Source organism: Promineifilum sp. (SeqCode) (assembly GCF_041918635.1).
Taxonomy (GTDB): Bacteria; Chloroflexota; Anaerolineae; order Promineifilales; family Promineifilaceae; genus Promineifilum.
The window spans coordinates 1-2,382 of record NZ_JAYRVJ010000796.1 but is presented as its reverse complement, the minus strand read 5'-3'; the positions used below and the strand labels follow the sequence as shown (position 1 = coordinate 2,382).

Annotated in this window: 1 protein-coding gene; it reads left to right on the top strand. The window is 68.1% G+C overall.

Annotated features, from left to right (window positions below; genetic code table 11):
- Positions 1 to 2,382: CotH kinase family protein (locus ACE3UY_RS22710; protein ID WP_374689747.1), on the top strand; the 2,382-nt coding region annotated here is incomplete at both ends.

The window sequence follows — 2,382 nt, the reverse complement described above, 5'->3', positions numbered from 1 at the left end:
TCTGGTGGACAGCGTCACCCTGGCCGCGCAGAAGCCCGACCTCTCTTACGGTCGCGCGTCCGGCGGCGGCTGGGCTTACTTCGACCCGCCCACGCCCGGCGCGGCCAACAACACGCCCGCCTTCGCCAGTTATGTCAACAACTATGCCGCTGCGCCGGTCTTCTCCGAGCCGGGCGGCCGCTATGCCGGGACGCGCCTGCTCCAGCTCAGCACGACCGAGCCCGGCGGCGTCATCCGCTACACACTTGACGGCTCCCGGCCGACCCCCAACTCGGCCGCCTATAGCACGCCCATCGCGGTCAGCGCCCCCACCGTCGTCCGCGCCCGCACCTTCGCGCCGGAACGCATCAGCAGCCCGACGGTCAGCCACACCTACCTGATCAACGTCCCGGCCCACCTGCCGGCCGTCTCCATCGCCACCGACCCGGCCCACCTGTTCGACAACACCATTGGCATCTACGTCGTCGGCACCAACGGCGTCAAGCACTGCTCCAAGAAGGCCAACTGGAACCAGCCCTGGCTGCGCCCGGCCAGCATCGAGGTATACGACACGGCTGGGACGCGGCTGGCCGGTCAGGACGTGGGCATCGAGATCCACGGCAACTGCACCCGCAGCTACAACATGAAGTCGTTCGAGATTAAGGCCCGCAAGGTCTACGGCGACAACGACATCGACTACGCCTTCTTCGCCGGCGACAAGCCGATGACCAGCTACAAGCGGCTTATCCTGCGCACCGGCGGTCAGGACGTGCGCAACACCCTGCTGCGCGACGCGCTGAGCAGCCAGCTGCTGCTGGGGCGCATGGATATTGACCGCAGCGCCTACCGGCCGGCCGTACTCTACATCAACGGCCAGTTCTGGGGCATCTACGGCCTCCGCGAGAAGATAGACGAGGACTACGTCGAGAACAACTACGGCCTCGATGAGGAGTTCGACTTCGACGCGCTGGAGGAGCAGGCGGACGTGCTGGCCGGCAACGCCGACCGCTGGAACGCATTCTACAACTACGTCAAGACCCACGACCCGGCCGACCCGGCCGTCTACGCCTATGTGAAGACGCAGATGGACGTGGAGGAGTTCATCAACTACCAGATCGCCGAGATTTACGCCGCCAATACCGACTGGCCGCACTTCAACATCCGCTACTGGCGCGGCTACGCGCCCGGCAGCCGCTGGCGCTGGCTGCTCTACGACATGGACGCCGGCTTCAGCAACACCATGGCCCGCGGCTACAACCACAACACGCTCAAGTTGGCGATGTCGCGCACGGGCAAGCGGGCCTACGGCTCGCTGCTGATGGTGCAGCTCTCGCGCAACGCCGAGTTTCGCGCTCTCTTCGCCCAGCGCTTCGCCGCTCATCTGAACACAACCTTCGCCCCGGCCCGCGTCACGGCGCTGATTGACAGCATGGCCGGGGCCATCGCTCCCGACATTCCCGCCCAGGCGGCGCGCTGGAAGATGCCGCGCAATGTGGCGACGTGGCAGACGGAGGTGAACAAGCTGCGCACCTTCGCCCAGAAGCGGCCCGACCCGGTGCGCGGCCACGTCAACGCCTACCTCGGCGCGCCCGGTCTGACCACGCTGACGGTCGTGGCCGGGGCCGGCGGCAACGTGCAGGTGGCCGGCGTGGCCGTGCCTGACCAGTACAGCGGCCTCCACTACCTGCATACACCCATGACGCTGCGGGCCACGCCCGACCCCGGCGAGTTGTTCGTGCGCTGGCAGGAGACGGGCCAGACGACGGCCGAGATTACCGTCACGCTGAACGGCCCGGCCACCTACACGGCCGTCTTCGAGGCCGAGCCGCCGCCACCCCCGCTGCCAGCGCTGGTCATCAACGAACTCCACTACCGCCCGGCCGCGCCGCAGACAGAAGCGGCCAACGAGTTCATCGAGATCTACAACGCCGACGCCGCCCCAGCCGATCTGAGCGGTTACACCATCGAGGCCGTCAGCTTCACCTTCCCGGCCGGCGCGACCATCGCTCCCGGCGACTACATCGTCGTTGCCGCCGAGAGCGCCGACCCGGCCTACGCCGCCCTGCCGGCTGGCAACGTCTTCGACTGGGTCTGGGGCAGCCTCGACAACCAGAAGTTGAGCAACAGCAGCGAGATGGTGGCCCTGAAGCACCCCGACGGCCGCGCCGCCGACAGCGTCGTCTATGGCGACGGCACGATGGACGGGACGACCCCCGACCCCTGGCCGGCCGCGCCCGATGGCGGCGGCCCCACCCTGGCCCTGCTCGACTCGACCTTCGACAACACCTTGTTCAGCAGTTGGGCCGCCAGCCGCGAGGCCGGCGGCACGCCCGGCGCGGCGAACTTCCCGCCGCTGCCGCCCCCGCCGCCGGTGGTCATCAACGAGATTCACTACAATCCGGC